Consider the following 16,221-nt stretch of genomic DNA (forward strand, 5'->3'; position numbering starts at 1 on the left):
GGGCCAGGAGGCCGCCATGCCCCAGGAAGCCGCGCCGGAGCAGCCCGTACCGCAGGCGTCTCCCCCGCCACCGGGGCAGCAGACCGCACCGACCGTGCCCGAGCAGGGCGGCGGCGCCCCGAGGGGCCTGCTCCAGCAGATGGAGGAGCTGATGGCGGCACTGACCGCCGACCTCTCGCAGCTGGACGCCGACATCCAGTCCTCCGCGGACCGCCAGGCGCACAGCGCCGGCCTTCCCGACGACGCGTACCGGCCCCACCGACCGTCCCCGGGCCGCGGCAGCCTCCTCGGCGACGCGGTCTGACCTCGCCGACGCGGTCTGACCTCGCCGACGCGGACCGGCCCCACCGGTCGTCCCCGGGCAGCAGCGACCTCCTCGGCGACGCCTACCGACCCGCCGTCCGTCGGCGACGCCGGCACCCCGCGGCACCCGGACCTCCCGCCGCCCCGGTCGCGGCCCGGACGCCCCTCAGCGCGGGCCCGGTCTCGGGCCGGCCCGCCCTCGTGCCGGGTCGGGCGGGCGGTCGCGCTCGCGCAAGGTGAGACGGCGCAGCAGGCCGCGTACCCGGTCACCCGCCTCGTCGGCCGCGTCGATCGCCTCGATGCACTGCCAGTACAAACCCTCCTCGTCCGTGGCGCACGCCACCCCGACCAGGGCGATGCCCACCTCGCCGAGGAGCGCGCCGAGCGCGGTCAACGCGCCCCGCTCGTCGGCCACTTCGGTGAGCTGCGCCGCTCTCGGAACCCCGCCGCGCAGCGAGGGGTGGTCCGTCGGACCGCGCCCGCAGCCGATCTCGCTCAGTCCCCGCGCCTCGCTCCGCAGCTCCAGCGGTCCGCAGAGCACGAGATGACTTCCTATCGCCTGGGCGAGGACCTGGGCCTGCCAGGCCTCCACCACGATGTCCAGCGCCGTGCGGCTCTCGGCCAGAGCATGCCGACCGGTCGCGATGAGTCGCTCCGCTTCCATCAACGCCGCCCCCGTTCTTATGACTTACTGCCCACTCATTCCATTACCCAGCGTGAGGCCGCCTGAGCCCCAACACCAGGGGAATTCGGAAATCTGTGGACAGGTGGCTCGATGGGGAAAACTCGATCACTCCGAAGAGTGACGATGAGTGTCGTTCTCGCCGGGGACCGGGAAGCGGAGCTCGTTCCGGTCGATCTTCGCCGCGAGCGCGGCGAGCGGATCGATCCCGAGCACGGTGCAGAACTGGAACAGATAGGCGAGGACGTCCGCGACCTCGTCACCGACCCGGTGCGCGGTCTCCGGGTCGTCCATCACCCCCTCGGCCTGCTCGGGCGTCAGCCACTGGAAGATCTCCAGGAGTTCGGAGGCCTCGACGCTCAGCGCCGCCGCGAGGTTCTTCGGGGTGTGGTACGGCTGCCACTTCCGGGCGGCCGCGAAGTCGGCGAGGCGGCGCTGCAGGCCCGCTACATCAGGATCGGTCACGCCCCAGGTCTACCACCGTCACCCCGGGCGCCCACCCGGCGCCCGGCTCGCCGAGCCGGTCCTCCCCCACCGTCCCGACCAGCCGCAGATGCCCGTTGGCGCAGATCGTGGCGGCCAGCGCGAGCAGTTCGCGCAGCTGCCGCGCGTCGAGCCCGCGGTCGAGGCCGTCGGCGAGGACGGTGAGCGTCCGCATCGCCTCGGGGACCTCCGCGAGGGGGTCCACCGCGAGCACGCCGGGGCCGGTGAGCAGGACGAGCGCGAGGGCGAGGTAGCGCAGTTCGCCGTCGCCGAGCCGCCCCAGCGGGGTCGCGAGCCGCGCGCCCCGCTCCAGTACGGCCTGCACCATGCCCTCCGCGGGTTCCCGCAGGCCGAGGGCCGTGACCGGGCCCGTGCAGCCGGCGCCCGCCATCGCGGCGAGCCGGGCGTGGCGGCGCGGGCACTCGTTGGCGGTGCGGTGAAGGACCTCGGCGAGGTTGCGGCAGTCGCGGCGCAGCCGCCCCTCGCCCACCGGGACGGGTGCCCGCATGCCCGCCGGCCGCGGGTCGCACGCGAAGACCGAGCGCAGTCCGACCACCACCTGTTCCGCGGCGGCCAGGACCTCCAGCTGCCCCTTGGTCTTGCCCGCGACGCGCAGCGGCAGAAGAGCGGTGCCGAGCAGGTCGTCGGGGAGCGGCGCCCGGGTGACGGGGGTACTCCCGGCGGTGTGCCACTCGGCCTGCACCGTGCCGCGGCCCGGGTCGCGCAGGGCGGTGGTCAGCAGGGTCCGGCCACCCGAGGTGAGCCGTTCGCCGACGATCCGCAGCCGGGGTTCGGCCTGGACGGCGACGTCCAGGTGGACGGGCCCCGCCGGGCCGTCGACCGTGCACCCGATCCGGAACCCGCGCCGTCCCTGCGCGTCGGGCCGCGCCCGCTCGGGCACCAGGTCGGCCGCGTCGGGCAGCACCTCACCGAGCCCGGCCCCCGCGCCGAGCCGCGCCAGCGCCTCGTACGCGCGCAGCACCGTCGACTTCCCGCTGCCGCTCGGCCCCCGCAGCAGCGTCACGGGTCCGAGCGGAAGGACGGCCGCACGATGCACCCCGAAGGCGGAGAGCCGCAGCTCGGTGACGACGGGGCGGTGGTACGCCGGCTGCGGCGAGCGCCCGCCGCCTCCGCCGGTGGCGGGGGCCGATACCAGGGCGGTGCGGCCCGGTGCGGGGGTGTTCAGGGCGAGGGCGTCCGAGACGAGGCCGTCCAGGGCGAGATCGCCCGGAACGACACCGTCCGGGAGGAAGCCGTCCGGGACAACGCCGTCCGTCATCCCGCCGCCCGAGGCGGCGGCCCGGCGCGCCGCTCCCGCGGCAGGGCGCGTGCGGGCACGCTCCTGGGCAGGGACCTGCCGGTCGGCGGCCCCGCCCTGGGGCGGGACGACACGGGAGGCGGCCGCCCCCCGCGCGGGGACGGGTCCGCTCCCGCCACGATCGGGCCGGCCCGCGTCGTCGACAGGCTGGCCCCCGTCGTGGACGAGGTCGTGCGGGCGGGCTGGCGTGCGGTCGGGGGCGGTGCCGCCGGTGGTGGTCATGATCGGACGGTACGCAGCCGGATGTGTGACGAACCGTTACGGCTGAATGACCTTCCTACGAACGAGGGACCGCGACCCCGCCGCCGTCGACGTCCTCCGCCGTCCCGTCCTCCGCGCCCTCGACCTCGGTGCCGGCCGGCGCGAGCAGGAAGACGTTGCGGTCGACGCGGTGCATGCCGCTGCCGAGGCCGAAGACGACGCCGCTGCTGAAGTCGAGGATGCGCTTGGCGACCTCGGTGTCGGCGCTCGTCAGGTCGAGGAGGACCGGGATCTGGGCGATGAGGTACTCGGCGACCTCGCGGGCGTCGGCGAAGACCTGGACCCGCAGCACGACCATGCGGCGCTGCTCGGCCGCTCCGTACTGCTCGGGCATCGTGCGATGGTCGACCCTGGACGGCCATTCGTCACGGCCGCGCAGGGGCAGGACCTGCGCCAGGCCCTCCCACTGCTCGTCGGTGACGTCGTACCTCTCGTACCTACTCATGCGCACATCCTCCCGTTACTCACCCGTTCGGCCCAACAGCGACACGAGCGGACTCGGCTCGCCTCACCCGGGCAGCCCCCACAAGATCACCCCTGGGCGCGTCGTGTCATCTCGGACGGGCCGGGCACCGGCTTCACGCCACGGTCGCACGTCTTCGCGCCGTTCTCGCAGTCGGCCGCGGCAGTACGTGTCGTTCCGTCACCATCTCGACAGGATCGATTGGTTGCCACGGCCGCGCGTCCCGGGGTATGAGAGCCCCACGAGAAAAAATTCTCCAGAGACTGTTATTTTCCGTGACCGAGCGAATCCGGAGGGGAACCGTGCCGAAGCAGGAGAGAGCGGTGAGGACGCAGGAGCGGTTCCTGGACGCGTCGGCGGAGGAATTCGCCCGGCACGGCTTCGCGGGGGCCAACCTGCAGCGCATATCCGCCCAGGCGGGGATGACCAAGGGCGCGCTGTACGGGCACTTCCCGTCGAAGGACGCCCTCGCCGCCGTCTTCACCGACGCGTTCGACGCCGGATGGCGTGAGCTGTTCCGGACGATCGGCGACGCCGATCCGCCGCTCGCGATCCTGCATCGCGTCACGGTCGGCTTCGTCCACCGGATGCACGCGGACCTGCGCTTCCGCGCCGGGCTGCGGCTCGTGTACGAGGAGGCCTCCGCGCGCGACACGGCGCCGCAGGCCGTCACCGACCTGACGGCCGAACTGACCCGGCTCGTCGCCGCCGCGCAGGAGCGGGCGGAACTGGCCGCGACGCACAGCCCCGAGGTCATCGCCTCGATGTTCCTCTCGCTGATGTTCGGCATGTACTACACGACGCCGACGGACACCTCCTCCGCCAACAGCACCCGTCAGGTCTGTCAGGTCTGGCAGTTGCTGGAGTCCGGGCACACCGCGGCGTAGGTCCGGCGCCGGCGTCGCGTCCGGGGCCCGGCATCGCGTCCGGGGCCGATTCCCGGCCACGGGTCCGTACGCCGGCGGACCGGCCCCTGCGCGGACGAGGCTCCCACGAGGTGGGGCGGCGGGTAGCCGGGGACGGTGCGGAGCTCGATACCCCCGACCACCCCACCGCGGCCCCTTCCCCCGATGTGGGAGCGGCCTCGAAGAACCCAACCCGGCGTGCGCGGCGCGCCCTTCGATTTTCGGCCACCCTCCCGTACGATTCCTTCCCGGCGGTACGAAACGGGGATCAGCGGCCGCGGAAATGGGACGGGCATGGCAGCCAACTCGGGCGACATCTTCAGCGTTTCGGCTCCCGCCGTCACCAAGGAGCTGAAGCAGGAGCGGGCGGTACGGACGCGGGAGCGGGTGCTCGCCTCGGCAGCCGCCGCGTTCGCCGCCAAGGGGTACCCCGCGGTCACCATCCTGGACGTGGCGCAGTCGGCCGGCATGACCAAGGGCGCGGTCTACTTCCACTACGAGAACAAGGACGCCCTCGCCGTCGCGGTGACGGAGCTCTTCAACCGGCGCATCGGCGAGATCGCCCGCGCCGTCGAGGAGCTGGGGCTCCCCCCGGTCAGCGCCGTCGCCGAGCTGCTCATCCGCACGGCCGTGGCGTTCCGCGACGAGACCGCCCTCCAGGCCGGGGCCCGGCTGCAGTTGGAGCACCAGCTCATCGGCGCCCAGATCCCGCTGCCCTACGAGGGCTACACCGACCTCATCACCTCCTGGCTCGCCAAGGAGGTCACGGAGGTCACCGAGAACGCGGAGGTCACCGACAGCGCGGAGATCGCCGAGATCACCGGGCACGCGGCGCCCACCACGCTCGCCACGGTCCTCGTCTCCGCCTTCTTCGGCGCGCAGCACATCTCGTGGGTCCTCAACAACCGCGCCGACCTCCCGGAGCGCACGATCGCGGTGGTACGGGCGATCATCCCGTGCGCCGAGGAGGACATCGAACTCTGCCCGTCGGCACCGCGCGGCTGACTCCGCGCGCACGTCAGGCGGGCGCCGCCCCTGGACCGGGCGGCCAGTCGAGTGCGTCGTGGACCTGCCGTACGGCGTCGTACGGGGTGAGCCGTGCGCCCTGCTCGAAGCCGGTCGTGTACGCCGTCTCGCCCAGGGCCGCGACGGCCGCGCCCGCGATGCGGTCCACGTCGCCGCGTTCGGCGGGCGGCAACGGGGCGCCCACGCCTCGGCGGGCCGCGTCCGCCGCGCCGAGGAGGAGTGCGGCGGATGCCGGGCCGGTCGTGGGGTCTCCCGTGAGGAGGGCCGCGCCCGCGAGGCCTTCCAGGGAGAGGGCCAGGGCGCGGGGTTCGTCGAGGGAGCGGGCCACGGCCCAGCCGCGCAGGTGGTGGGCGGCGGATCCGGTTGCGTCGCCGCGGAGTTCGGCGAGGAAGCCGAACTCGGCGAGGAGCAGGTGGTCGCCCGCCTCGGAGGACAGCTCGGCGTAGCCGTCCCGGAGGCGCAGCAGGTGCGCCTCGGCGGCGTCGAGGTCACCGGAGCGGCGGGCGCCGAGCGCGAGGCCCATCTCGGAGTGGATCTCCCCGTACTTGTAGCCCTGTTCGGCGGCGATGCGGCGGGCCTGTTCGTGCAGGTCCCGGCCGCGTTCCCAGTCGTGGGCCAGCAGGGCGAGCCGGCCGAGCCCGGACAGTCGCGCCGACACCTCGGCTTCGAGACCCAACTCGCGGGCGATGGCGAGGCCTTCGTGCTGGCGGCGGGCGGCTTCCGCGTAGTCGCCCTTGATCTCGGAGAGTGCGGCGAGCGGCGAGACCGTCTGCAACTCTCCCCAGCGGTCGCCCAGTTCCCGGAAGAGCGCGGCGCTGCGCAGACCGTCGCGGCCGAGTCCGGCCAGGTCCCCGCCGACCATGGCGAGTGTCGCGCGCAGACCGAGCGCGGCGGCGGTGCCCCACTCTTCGCCCGTCTCGCCGAAGAGCGTCAGGGCCCGGGTGTTCAGCGCCGCGCTCGCGACCGGGTCGCCCACGCTGAACAGTCCGTACGCGCAGAGCCACAGGGCACGGGCCCTGCGTACGGGGTCGGGCACGCCGTCGGCGGTGGCGACGGTGTCGTCGAGCGCGCACGCCTCCGCGTGATCGCCCGTGAGCAGCGCGAAGGCGCCGTGGAGGAGCGCGAGTTCGGTGGCGCCGCCGCCGGAGCCGGCGGTCGTGGCGAGCGCCGCGGACAGGCTCCGCCGCCCCTCCGCGAGCCGCCCGCGCAGCAGCCACCACCAGGCCAGCGCGCTCGCGAGCCGTACGGCCTCGTCGGCCGCTTCGGAGTGGGGGCCGGCGTCCGGCGAGGGCTGCGCCGCACGCCGTACCGCCTCGTCCAGGGCCGCCCGCAGGTTGCCCGCCTCCGCGTCGAGGCGGATGAGCCAGGTGCGCTGGCCCGCGCCCCGCAAGTGGGGTTCGGCGCGTTCGGCCAGGGCGAGGTAGTGACGCAGATGGCGGTCGCGTACGGCGGCGAGGTCCGCCATCTCGTGCAGCCGTTCGGTCGCGTACGCGGCCACCGATTCCAGGAGCCGGTAGCGCCGCCCCGCGGGCCCGTCGACGACCACCACGAGGGAGCGGTCCACCAGCCGCGTCACGAGGTCGAGGACCTCGTCGCGGGTCACCCCGTCCCCCGCGCACGTCGCCTCCGCCGCGTCCAGGTCGCAGCCGTCGCGGTGCACGGCGAGGCGGCGCAGCACGATGCGCTCGGGCGCGCTCAGCAGCTCCCAGCTCCAGTCGATGACGGCCCGCAGGGTCTGCTGCCGGGCGGGCGCGCCGCGCTGGCGGGAGTTCAGCACCCGGAAACGGTCACCGAGACGGGCCGCCAACTCCTTTACGCCCAGGGCCCGTACGCGGGTCGCGGCCAGTTCGAGGGCGAGCGGGATGCCGTCGAGACGGCGGCAGATCTCGGCGACGGCCGCACGGTCGGCGGGGTCGACCGCGCCCGGGTCGCGCGGGAAGGCGGGGTCGCGGTCGGAGGCCCGCTCGCTGAACAGGCGCACCGCGTCGTCCGTACCCAGCGGCTCCACCGGGAACACCGCCTCGCCCGCGAGGCCCAGCGGCTCCTGGCTGGTGGCGAGGACCCGCAGGCCGGGCGCCGTCCGCAGCAGCAGCTCGGCAAGCTCCACCGCCGCGTCGACCACGTGCTCGCAGTTGTCCAGGACCAGCAGGGTCCGGCGGTCCCGCAGGGCGCTCGCGAGCCGGTGCGCGGGCGAGGGCGCACCCGCCGCACCGGCGCCCGTGCCGGGCAGCGCCGTCGGGGCGTCGTCCCGGATGCCGAGGGTGGCGGCGACGACCTGCGCGAGGTCGGCCGCCGTGCCGTCGCGCACTCCCGCGAACTCCACGAGCCAGACCCCGTCCGGGAGTTCGGTCCGGTCCGAACGCCCCGCCTCCTCCGCCGCCGCTGCCACCGCCAGCCGCGTCTTGCCGACGCCCCCGGCCCCGGTGAGCGTCACCAGGCGGGTGCCGTTCAGGAGTCGGGTGACCTGGGTGACGGCCTCCGCGCGGCCGATGAGGTGGGTGAGGGGTATGGGGAGGTTGGACGGGGAGCCGGACGCGCGCCCGGATCCGGTACCGGCTTCGGCCCCGGCACCGACCCCGGCTCCGGCTCCGGCTCCGGTCCCAGCTCCGCTACCGATCCCGCTTCCGAACCCGTTTCCGGCTCCGGTCCCCGCTCCGGTCCCAGCTCCGATTCCGGCTCCGATTCCGGCTCCGTTTCCGGCCCCGGTCCCGGCTCCAGCTCCGGCTCCGCCCGCGTCCCCCGGTCCGGAAGAGCCGGTGTGTGCCGCCTCGGAGCCGGGCCGTACGGGGTACGAGGCCCCGTGGATGCTCTGTGCGGCGGCCGAGGCTTCGGGTGCGGGCCGCGCGCCCTCACCGAGCCGCGGGTCCTGGCGGAGTACCGCCTGGTGGAGGGCGGTCAGGGCCGGGCCCGGGTCGACGCCGAGTTCCTCGGACAGGCGGGCGCGGAGGTCCGCGTACGTGGCCAGGGCGTCGCTCTGGCGGCCGGCCAGGTAGAGGGCCCGCATCTGGACCGCGCGGAGGCGTTCCCGGAGCGGGTACCGGTCGACGAGGGCGGCGAGTTCACCGGCGAGCAGCACGTGGTCACCCGCCAGGAGACGGGCCTCGGCCTGTTCCTCCAGGACGGAGAGCCGCTGCTCGGCGAGGCGCTGGGCGGCCCCCCGTACGAACTCCTCGTCGGCGAAGTCCGCGTACGCGGGGCCCCGCCACAGGTCGAGGGCGTCGGTCAGGAGCGCGGCCCGCCCGCGCGGGTCCCGTACGGTGCGGGCCTCGGCCACCAGGGCGCGGAAGCGGTCGGCGTCGACCTCGTGGGCCGCCCGGTCGAGCCGGAGCCGGTAGCCGGGGGCCTGGTGGACGACGCGGTCGCGGCCGATGACCCGGCGGAGCTGGGAGACCTTGGCCTGGAGGGCGCCCGTGGGCTTGCCGGGCGGTTCGTCGCCCCACAGGTCCTGGACGAGACGGTCGACGGAGACGGGGTCCCCGTCGTGGGCGAGCAGGTCCGCGAGCAGGGCACGGACCTTGACCTCGGGGACCGTGACCGCCGCGCCCTCGTCGTCCCACACCACGAGCGGTCCCAGTACCCCAAAGCGCATGTCGATCACCGTACCCCTCCCTCCCGCGCCCCCGCGCGCCCGAGTCCGTCAGCCGACCGTCAGCGCATCCGAAGCGTCTCCGAAGCGGCCGGGCGCACAGTCGGGGAAACGACTCGCCAGGCGGCGGAAGGGAGCGGCGGTCATGACCAGGTACGCGGGCAGGAGGGCCGTCGTCGTCGGCCAGGACACCGGCATCGGCCTGGCCATCGCCAAGCGGCTGGTGGAGGGCGGCGCCCGCGTGCTGCTGACCGCCCGCACGGCGGCCGAGAGCGCCCACGCCCGCAGCGAACTGGGCTCCGCCGCCCGTGTCGTCGAGAGCCCCGACGGCTCCTTCGACGCGGCCCCGGCCGACCTGGACGGCCCGGACCTCCTCTTCGCGGACGCCGTCGCCACCGCCCGCCCCCTGCTGCGGCTGCTCAGGGACGGCGGCGCGGTGGTGCTCACCGCGCCCGCGCCGTCCCCGGACGCCGTACGGGCCCTCGCCGGCGAGCTGGCGCCGCGCGGCATCCGGGTCAACGCCGTGGCCCCGGGCTGTATCGAGGCGGCGCCGGCCGTCGCCTCGCCGCTGCCCCCGCTCGGCCGCCTCGGCTCCGCCGAGGAGGTCGCCCGCGCCGCGCTCTTCCTCGCCACGGAGGCGACCTTCACGACGGGCGCCCAGCTCCCCGTGGACGGAGGCCTCGGCCCCTCGTAGGCCGCACGGAATCCGTCAAGTCCCCGACCCCGAAACGGAACGCCGCAACGACGCGACCACGGAGCGCCGCGGGCCGAGGCGGCACACCAGCGCCACCGCCCCCTCCCGCCTCCGGCGTCCGGCGTCCGGCGCCCCCGACACCCGTCCCCTCATCCCCGAACCCTGATCCCCGATCCCCGAACCCACCCCCGCCCCCTCCCTTCACCGGAGCACACCAGATGAGCACCTCACCCGACACCACCGCCGCTCCCGCCTCGCCACCGACGGCGGGGGGCGAGGGCGGCGAGCCGCAGAAGCTGCCGCTGTTCGCCCTGCTCGCCCTGGCGACCGCCGTCTTCATCACCAGCCTCACCGAGACCCTGCCCGCCGGTCTGCTGCCCGCGATGAGCCGGGACCTGAACGTCAGCGAGTCGGCGACCGGCCAGACGGTCACCATCTACGCGCTCGGCACCGCCCTGACCGCGATCCCGCTCACCGCGGCCACCGCCCGCTGGCGGCGCAAGCGGCTGCTGCTCACCGCCATGGCGGGCTTCGCCGTGGCCAACACGGTCACGGCCGTGTCGTCCGTCTACGGCGTGACGATGGTCGCGCGCTTCGTCGCGGGTGTGGCCGCCGGTCTCGCCTGGGCGCTGCTCGCCGGTTACGCGCGGCGCATGTCGCCCGTCCACCTCCAGGGCAAGGCCATCGCCATCGCCATGGCGGGCATCCCGGTCGCGCTCTCGCTCGGTGTCCCCGCCGGCACCTTCATCGGCTCCCAACTCGGCTGGCGTATCGCCTTCTTCGCGATGACCGGCCTCACGGTCCTGCTGCTCCTGTGGATCTCCGCCGCCGTGCCGGACTACCCGGGCCAGGAGGCGGGCGAGCGCCCGAAGATGCTGCGGGCCCTGAAGGTGCCGGGGGTCAGCCCGGTGCTGTTCGTGACGCTGGTCTTCGTCCTCGCGCACACCATCCTGTACGCGTACATCGCCACGTTCCTCGACGACCTGGGTCTGGGCGGCAGTACCGATCTGGTGCTGCTGGTCTTCGGTGGCGCGTCGCTCGCCAGCATCTGGATCGTCGGCGCGCAGATCCACCGCCGGCTGCGCGCGCTGACGGTCGCGAGCACCCTGCTCGTCGCCGTGGCGGCGGCGCTGCTCGCGGTGCTCTCCGACAACACGGCCCTGGTCTATGTCGCGGCGGCCCTGTGGGGTCTGGGCTGGGGCGGCGTGCCGACCCTGCTGCAGACGGCGGTCGCGGACGCGGGCGGCGAACAGGCCGACTCCGCGCAGGCGATGCTCGTCACGCTGTGGAACGTGGCGATGGCGGGCGGCGGCATCATCGGTGGTGTCCTGCTCGACGCCGTCGGCAGCGACTCCTTCCCGTGGACGGTGCTGCTGCTCCTGGCGCCGGTGCTCGTGGTCGTCCTGGCCGCCCGCGCCCACGGCTTCCCCGGCAAGCGCCCCACCGACTGATCACCGTCCGGTCGTCGGCGCCCGCCCCACCGACGGGTCACCGTCACGTCGTCGACGCCCGCCCCGACCGGCTGAGCACGGCCGGCCACGGGGTGCCCCCGAGCAGCCGCCGAAGGCAACCGTCCCCCGGGCCTTCGGCGGCTTCGCCGACGTCCGTCGGCGGATTGTTCACGAGCTGTTGACACCTGTGGCCGAACACCTGTCCCACCCCTTCGACGCCCCTTCGACGCCGCTTCGTCCCCCCTCGCGGCGCCCCGCGCGGCGCTGCCGATGACCAGCGGATGCGGGCCCGGGGGGTGCGGTTCACGCCGATCGCCGGCGCCCGGCCGCGCACCGTCGCGCGGTGCCGGGAGAGGGTCTCCCATACCCCAGATCCGGGGATGTTTCCGCAGGTCAGAGGGCGAATGAGCAAAGTCGCCGACGCTCTCGTGAAATTTTCCTTCGAGACGGTATTTTTGGGCTTCGTACGGAACGCAGGGCACCGACTCGGGTGCGAGCGAAGCAAGTACGAGGGGGCGTAGCGTCACATGTCGTCAAGCATCTCGGGCACGGCACGCGCGACCACGGGGGACGAGGAAACGCGCATGCGGGCCTTCCTCGACGAGATCTTCAGACCCCTCCACAGGGCCGAGCAACGCCGCTGGGCCCGGGCGTACCTACGGGGCCTGATCCACGTCTCGGGCCGGAAGACGCCGAAGAGCATGGCCCGCACGGAACGGCTGCCGCCGGCGGCGGCGCACAGCCTGCACCAGTTCATCAACGCGAGCACGTGGGACTGGGAGCCGGTGCGCCGGAGACTCGCCCTGCGCGTGGCGGCGGGCGCGGCCCCGTACGCCTGGACCGCCACGGAACTCCTCATCCCCAAGCGCGGCGAGCACTCGGTGGGGGTGCATCGGCGGCTGGACGCGGAGACCGGGCGGACCGTCAACTGCCAGCGGGCGGTGGGGCTGTTCCTCGTGACGGACACGCACTGCTACCCGGTCGACTGGAGTCTGGTGCTCGACGGCCCGTGGGGCTGGGACCAGGAGCGCCGGGTGCGGGCGCGGATCCCGGACGAGGAGACCGCGCGCTCGTTCGGCGCCTGCGTGCTCGACTACGCGGCGGGGACCGCCGCGCATCCCCGGCTGCCCCGGCTGCCCTGGGTGCTCGACCTGTCCCTCAGCGAGGACGCGAGCGGGGTCCTGGCCGGGCTCGCCCGGCACCGCGCGGACATCCTGTGCGAGGTGAACCCGGGCCAGGTCGTCATCGGCGGGAGACGCGCCCCGACCGTGACCACCGTCGGCGGGCTGATGGACGAACGCAACGCGCGCCAGCCCTATGTGATGACGCGCCAGGTTCCCGATCCGCGTTTCCGGGGCGCGGGGCGGGCCCCGCTCTACACCTATGCCGGTACGGTACGGCTCCCGCTGCGCACGGTCGGCGCCGACGGTGCCGCGCGCGGCTACCGGCTGCTCGAACTGCCCGACCCCGACGGACTGCGGCCCGCCCGGTACTGGATCACCAGCCTCGCCGACCGGCGCGTGGAGCGGATCCTGGCGCTGATGCGCAGCCGGGCCACGGTCCGCTCGACCGTGACCGCGTTGCAGGAACGGTTCGGCGTACTGGATTTCGAAGGCCGTTCCTACCCCGGCTGGCACCACCACATGACGATGACCTCCGCCGCCTACGCGTACCAGCACCTGCGCCGGCGCGGCGGCGTCCCCGTCCCGCAGCCCCGCAGCCCCACCCCGGTGCTCGCCCGGGCCGCGGGCTGACGAGAAGGGCCCGATCCGATGAGAAACGTACTCGTGGTGGAGCGGGAAGCCTCCTCCGCCGCGTCGCTCGTGCGCGATCTGCGCCGCCAGGGCTTCGCCGCCCGCAGCGTGGACAGCGGGGCACACGCCCTGCGCACCTACCGCGAGGCCGACCTGGTGCTGCTCTCGCTCGAACTCCCCGATGTCGACGGCATCGAGGTCTGCCGGAACCTGCGCGCCGAGAGCGATGTCCCGCTCATCGCGTTCACCCGCCGCGACGACGAATTGGAGCGGGTGCTCGCGCTGAAAGCGGGTGCGGACGACTGTGTCGCGCAGACCTGGGGTTTCCGGGAGATCGCGGCCCGCGTCGAAGCCGTGCTGCGCCGGGCCCGCCGACCCCTTTCCGCACCGCCCGAGGTGATTTCCCTCGGTCCTCTGCACATCGATCCGCGAGCCCGCGAAGTGCGGCTGCGCGACCGTCTCGTCGACGTCACGTCGAAGGAATTCGAGCTGCTTCATGTACTCGCCTCGCATTCCGGGACGGTGATCTCCCGAAAGGAATTGATGGCGAAGGTCTGGGGCAGCGAATGGGCCACCACCAGCCGGACCATCGACACGCACGTGAGCACCCTGCGCGCCAAACTCGGCTGCAGCCGCTGGATCCTCACGGTCCGCGGGGTCGGCTACCGGATGGGGCACCACGCGCCCTCCGCGCGCGGCCCGGAGACGGCGGCGGAGGCCGAGGCGGAGGCGAGCTGAGGCCAGGGGCCGGCCGGTCCGGGCCGGTCCGTCCGGGTCGACCCGAGGCCTGGCCCCCCGCCCCTCGGTCAGCGCGCCGCGGACAGCTCCACCTGCGCGTCCAGCCGGCGCACCAGCGGGTGCGCCTCCCCGGCCGGCGTGCCCGCGGCCCGCAGCGCCCACCACGCGGACGCCAGGTTCGAGGAGAGCAGCGGCCGGCCGGCGGTGTCCGGCCGGGCGGCGAGCTCCGTCAGGGCGGCCAGCGTGCCCATGCCCGTACCGGTGAACAGGAGCGCGGAGCCTTCGGGGAGCGGGTGTTCCCGCAGGTGAGGCCGGATGCGCTCGCCTATCCGGTCGGCGGTGACCTCGTACGGGTCGAAGTGCTCGGCACCGTCGGGGGTCCGCCCCGCCGGGACCAGGACGACCTCGTCGACGGTGAGCCCGGCCCGCTCCCAGAAGGTGCGCGAGACCTCGGTGAGCCACGGCTGGTACGGGGAGACGAGGGTCAGCCGCCGCACGCCGAGCGCCTCGCACGCGACCAGGATCGCCTGCGTGGAGGAGCGTACGGGGAAGCCGGCGCCGCGCGAGAGCTCCTCGCACAGGGCGAGGTCCCCGTCCGGGTCGAGGAGGTAGTGCGAGGCGCTGCACGCCACGACGGCGGCCTCCAGGCGCATGGCGCCGAAGCCCGCGAGCGTGTCGGGCAGCACGCGGTTGTAGGTCTCCAGCATCTCCTTGAGCCCCACGCCGGGGGTCGTGGGGAACCGGGAGGTGTACACGTGCATTCCGGCGCCCAGCAACCGGTTGAACTCCGGTTCCGCCGTCGGGTTCTCCGGCGGTACGACGACGCCGAGTCGGGGCAGCGAGAAAAGGTCCATGCCCGCACAGTAGGGCGCGCCCGGCCCGCCCGGCAGCGTTAGGCGAAGGAAAAGACATGCCGCTCACAACGGCCTTGCACGCCCTTACGCGTCCTCACGTCACCTTGCGTTCCCTTGCACGTCCTTTCGTTCCTGACACTGCTTGACATTCCCCCACAGAGCCCTGACCCGAATCCCCTTGTTTCTTACATGTATTCGCAGGAGTGTGGTGATCACCCCCGACAAGGAGTGAGGAAATGGCAGCAGGAGAAAGGCCGGAGGCGCTCCCCCACCTCCCCCGCGTATCCGACGCGACGCTGCGGGACTCGGCGCACATGGCGGGCGTCGAGTTCGGCCCCGAGGACGCCGCGGCCATCGCCGACCTGCTCGTGAGGACGGGCGTCGAGCTGGTCGAGGTCGGCATGGTGTCCGGCCCCGGCTCGAAGGACGCCGACCTGGTGCTCGCCACCCACGAGGCCGTCACCCCCGAGCGGAGCATGACGCTCGTCGTGGTGCGGGACCGCCAGCAGGTCGCGCGGGCCCTCGACGAGGCCGAGCGGCTCGGCGTGCGCCACATCATGTACTCGATCCCGACCTCCGAGCAGCACGCCAAGCTGAAGCTGGGCTCGCCGAGCGCCAAGTTCCTCCAGACGTTGGCCCGTTCGGCGATCACGCAGGCCAAGGAGCGCGGCTTCCACGTCACCTTCAGCGGCGAGGACGGCGCCCGCACCCCGCGCGAGCGGCTCGTCCCGTACGTCACGGCCGGCTTCGAGGCCGGTGCCGACCGGTTCCGGCTGGCCGAGACCGTCGCGTACCTCTCGCCCTGGCAGATGGAGGAGGTGATCGGCGACCTCACGGAGATCGACGGGTCCGAGATCGAGATCCACTCCCACAACATGCTGGGCATGGCCGTCGCCAACTCCCTCGCCGCCGTCCGGGCGGGCGCCCAGTGGATCTCGGCGACCGTCGGCGGCATCGGCGAGCGCGGCGGCAACGCCCCGCTGGCCGAGCTGCTCACCTCCCTGCGGGTGATCCACGGCGACACCCGCTTCGACCTGACCCACCTCACCGAGCTGTCCCGCATCGCCCTCAAGGGCGCCGGGCTCGGCGAGGCCTTCCAGTCCGGGCCGACCACCTCGCACGCCTTCGCGTACGAACTCCCCGGCCAGCTCACCCATCCCGAGGCATACGAGACGCTGCCCGCCGAACTCGTCGGCAACTCGCGCGAGTTGCTGGTCCGCACCCGGCTCACCCCGGCGCTCGTGAAGTGGGCGCTGGACGGCTCGGGCGTCTTCGTCGACGTGGACGCCTTCACCCCCTGGCTCACCGAACGCCAGGAGGGCGCGGGAGCGCCGCTGCTCGACCGGGACGCGATCCGCAAGGCCGCGATCGACTTCCAGGCCGCCTGAGCGCCGGGGCCCCACACCTCACCCACCGCCTTCCCCGAGCCCCCCCACCCGTTCCACCCCCGCTTCACCTCTGTGCACCCCCGCCTCACCCACCGTTTCAACCCATCTATCCCGAAAGGGAGTTCTCCCATGCCCACCGCCACCCTCACCGGCGTCTGCCCCGAGTGCGAGACCGATCTGACCGTGCCTCCGATCGGCGAGGGCGAGACCCTCTCGTGCCCCGAGTGCATGCTCACCCTGCGCGTGGAGGCCGTCCAGGACGGCACGCTCACGCTGGAGATGGTCGAGGTGCAGCTGCGCGACTGGGGTCAGTGA

At 73.9% G+C, this 16,221-nt stretch carries 15 protein-coding genes; 9 read left to right on the forward strand and 6 right to left on the reverse strand.

Annotated elements, in window-relative coordinates:
* Window positions 1–16: 16 nt before the first annotated feature.
* Window positions 17–304, forward strand: coding sequence for a hypothetical protein (locus ACZ3ZE_RS25690; protein WP_442304576.1), 288 nt, complete (start codon window positions 17–19; stop codon window positions 302–304).
* Between the two features lie 165 nt (window positions 305–469).
* On the opposite strand, the gene ACZ3ZE_RS25695 is transcribed toward ACZ3ZE_RS25690, so the two are convergent.
* The 4 genes from ACZ3ZE_RS25695 to ACZ3ZE_RS25710 all read right to left on the reverse strand — a co-directional run bounded on the left by ACZ3ZE_RS25695 (window position 470) and on the right by ACZ3ZE_RS25710 (window position 3,492).
* Window positions 470–967: a DUF6099 family protein gene (locus ACZ3ZE_RS25695; protein ID WP_361178761.1), complete on the reverse strand. Its 498-nt coding sequence runs from the start codon at window positions 965–967 to the stop codon at window positions 470–472.
* 126 nt (window positions 968–1,093) lie between these two features.
* Entirely contained in the window at window positions 1,094–1,450 is a 357-nt protein-coding gene (locus ACZ3ZE_RS25700) for a nucleotide pyrophosphohydrolase (RefSeq protein WP_361178759.1), read from the reverse strand.
* The gene (locus ACZ3ZE_RS25705; protein WP_467260968.1) at window positions 1,437–2,747 is read right to left on the reverse strand and encodes an AAA family ATPase; all 1,311 of its coding nucleotides are present in this window, start codon (window positions 2,745–2,747) and stop codon (window positions 1,437–1,439) included. The genes ACZ3ZE_RS25700 and ACZ3ZE_RS25705 overlap by 14 nt, the downstream gene beginning before the upstream one ends.
* A 316-nt stretch (window positions 2,748–3,063) precedes the next feature.
* Entirely contained in the window at window positions 3,064–3,492 is a 429-nt protein-coding gene (locus ACZ3ZE_RS25710) for a cell division protein SepF (RefSeq protein WP_329425086.1), read from the reverse strand.
* 341 nt (window positions 3,493–3,833) lie between these two features.
* Between ACZ3ZE_RS25710 and ACZ3ZE_RS25715 the strand changes: the two genes are divergently transcribed.
* Window positions 3,834–4,397 (forward strand): TetR family transcriptional regulator, encoded by a 564-nt coding sequence (locus ACZ3ZE_RS25715; protein WP_467260839.1) that lies wholly within the window; start codon window positions 3,834–3,836, stop codon window positions 4,395–4,397.
* Between the two features lie 312 nt (window positions 4,398–4,709).
* Complete coding sequence (locus ACZ3ZE_RS25720; RefSeq protein ID WP_467260841.1) at window positions 4,710–5,420, forward strand: ScbR family autoregulator-binding transcription factor; 711 nt, start codon at window positions 4,710–4,712, stop codon at window positions 5,418–5,420.
* Window positions 5,421–5,433: 13 nt separating this feature from the next.
* Here ACZ3ZE_RS25720 and ACZ3ZE_RS25725 read toward each other — a convergent pair whose 3' ends face one another.
* Complete coding sequence (locus ACZ3ZE_RS25725; protein ID WP_467260842.1) at window positions 5,434–9,030, reverse strand: AfsR/SARP family transcriptional regulator; 3,597 nt, start codon at window positions 9,028–9,030, stop codon at window positions 5,434–5,436.
* Window positions 9,031–9,172: 142 nt separating this feature from the next.
* Between ACZ3ZE_RS25725 and ACZ3ZE_RS25730 the strand changes: the two genes are divergently transcribed.
* From ACZ3ZE_RS25730 to ACZ3ZE_RS25745, 4 genes are all read left to right on the forward strand, one after another.
* Window positions 9,173–9,721: an SDR family NAD(P)-dependent oxidoreductase gene (locus ACZ3ZE_RS25730; protein ID WP_361624716.1), complete on the forward strand. Its 549-nt coding sequence runs from the start codon at window positions 9,173–9,175 to the stop codon at window positions 9,719–9,721.
* A 218-nt stretch (window positions 9,722–9,939) separates the two neighbouring features.
* Window positions 9,940–11,172 (forward strand): MFS transporter, encoded by a 1,233-nt coding sequence (locus ACZ3ZE_RS25735; protein WP_361178745.1) that lies wholly within the window; start codon window positions 9,940–9,942, stop codon window positions 11,170–11,172.
* Between the two features lie 527 nt (window positions 11,173–11,699).
* Window positions 11,700–12,926: an IS701 family transposase gene (locus ACZ3ZE_RS25740; RefSeq protein WP_442304579.1), complete on the forward strand. Its 1,227-nt coding sequence runs from the start codon at window positions 11,700–11,702 to the stop codon at window positions 12,924–12,926.
* A gap of 18 nt (window positions 12,927–12,944) precedes the next feature.
* Window positions 12,945–13,664: a response regulator transcription factor gene (locus tag ACZ3ZE_RS25745; protein ID WP_361178740.1), complete on the forward strand. Its 720-nt coding sequence runs from the start codon at window positions 12,945–12,947 to the stop codon at window positions 13,662–13,664.
* A 68-nt stretch (window positions 13,665–13,732) separates the two neighbouring features.
* Here the strand turns inward: ACZ3ZE_RS25745 and ACZ3ZE_RS25750 are convergent, their stop codons facing one another.
* Entirely contained in the window at window positions 13,733–14,518 is a 786-nt protein-coding gene (locus ACZ3ZE_RS25750; RefSeq protein WP_361178738.1) for a maleate cis-trans isomerase family protein, read from the reverse strand.
* Window positions 14,519–14,754: 236 nt separating this feature from the next.
* On the opposite strand from ACZ3ZE_RS25750, the gene ACZ3ZE_RS25755 reads away from it, so the two are divergent.
* Together ACZ3ZE_RS25755 and ACZ3ZE_RS25760 are read left to right on the forward strand one after the other, a co-directional pair.
* Window positions 14,755–15,906 carry an isopropylmalate synthase gene (locus ACZ3ZE_RS25755; protein WP_361178736.1) on the forward strand — a complete coding sequence of 384 codons (1,152 nt, stop codon included), beginning with the start codon at window positions 14,755–14,757 and terminating at the stop codon, window positions 15,904–15,906.
* Between the two features lie 129 nt (window positions 15,907–16,035).
* Window positions 16,036–16,221: a lysine biosynthesis protein LysW gene (locus ACZ3ZE_RS25760; protein WP_046912295.1), complete on the forward strand. Its 186-nt coding sequence runs from the start codon at window positions 16,036–16,038 to the stop codon at window positions 16,219–16,221.

This window comes from Streptomyces sp. NPDC023157 (assembly GCF_055560575.1).

What these genes read in the sequence shown, in the direction of transcription:
- ACZ3ZE_RS25690 (WP_442304576.1), top strand. Translation starts at nt 17, where the DNA reads ATGCCCCAGGAAGCCGCGCCGGAGCAGCCCGTACCGCAGGCGTCTCCC.
- ACZ3ZE_RS25695 (WP_361178761.1), bottom strand. Translation starts at nt 967, where the DNA reads ATGGAAGCGGAGCGACTCATCGCGACCGGTCGGCATGCTCTGGCCGAG.
- ACZ3ZE_RS25705 (WP_467260968.1), bottom strand. Translation starts at nt 2,747, where the DNA reads ATGACGGACGGCGTTGTCCCGGACGGCTTCCTCCCGGACGGTGTCGTT.
- ACZ3ZE_RS25710 (WP_329425086.1), bottom strand. Translation starts at nt 3,492, where the DNA reads ATGAGTAGGTACGAGAGGTACGACGTCACCGACGAGCAGTGGGAGGGC.
- ACZ3ZE_RS25720 (WP_467260841.1), top strand. Translation starts at nt 4,710, where the DNA reads ATGGCAGCCAACTCGGGCGACATCTTCAGCGTTTCGGCTCCCGCCGTC.
- ACZ3ZE_RS25725 (WP_467260842.1), bottom strand. Translation starts at nt 9,030, where the DNA reads ATGCGCTTTGGGGTACTGGGACCGCTCGTGGTGTGGGACGACGAGGGC.
- ACZ3ZE_RS25730 (WP_361624716.1), top strand. Translation starts at nt 9,173, where the DNA reads ATGACCAGGTACGCGGGCAGGAGGGCCGTCGTCGTCGGCCAGGACACC.
- ACZ3ZE_RS25735 (WP_361178745.1), top strand. Translation starts at nt 9,940, where the DNA reads ATGAGCACCTCACCCGACACCACCGCCGCTCCCGCCTCGCCACCGACG.
- ACZ3ZE_RS25740 (WP_442304579.1), top strand. Translation starts at nt 11,700, where the DNA reads ATGTCGTCAAGCATCTCGGGCACGGCACGCGCGACCACGGGGGACGAG.
- ACZ3ZE_RS25745 (WP_361178740.1), top strand. Translation starts at nt 12,945, where the DNA reads ATGAGAAACGTACTCGTGGTGGAGCGGGAAGCCTCCTCCGCCGCGTCG.
- ACZ3ZE_RS25750 (WP_361178738.1), bottom strand. Translation starts at nt 14,518, where the DNA reads ATGGACCTTTTCTCGCTGCCCCGACTCGGCGTCGTCGTACCGCCGGAG.
- ACZ3ZE_RS25755 (WP_361178736.1), top strand. Translation starts at nt 14,755, where the DNA reads ATGGCAGCAGGAGAAAGGCCGGAGGCGCTCCCCCACCTCCCCCGCGTA.
- ACZ3ZE_RS25760 (WP_046912295.1), top strand. Translation starts at nt 16,036, where the DNA reads ATGCCCACCGCCACCCTCACCGGCGTCTGCCCCGAGTGCGAGACCGAT.